The 258-nt window shown below is 69.4% G+C and carries 1 pseudogene; it reads right to left on the minus strand.

The window, feature by feature from the left end:
- Positions 1–258 (minus strand): annotated as a pseudogene (locus tag SAY88_RS25255) (hypothetical protein); the annotation flags it as partial.

Here is a 258-nt window from a genome sequence, read left to right on the forward strand (position 1 = left end):
CTGGTCGGGCACCGCGGGCCACAGTGCCGCGGCCTGGCTCTCGATCTCCGCCAACCGTTTGATGTCCGAGAGCCGCAGGACTTCGGCGAGTTGTTCGGCGGTCTCCGCCCGCGCGTCCTCCGCTTCCGTGGCCCGATCGCCAGCCAACTTCTCCATCTTCTCCGCGATCTTCCGCTGCTCGTCAGCGCGTTCCCGCTCCTCCTCCGCCACCCGTTTCTGCTGCTGGGCCGTCTCTCTTTCGCGGACCTCCCCGCGCCG

It is taken from the genome of Halalkalibacter flavus (genome assembly GCF_036663575.1).
Taxonomy (GTDB): domain Bacteria; phylum Bacillota; class Bacilli; order Bacillales; family Bacillaceae_D; genus Halalkalibacter; species Halalkalibacter flavus.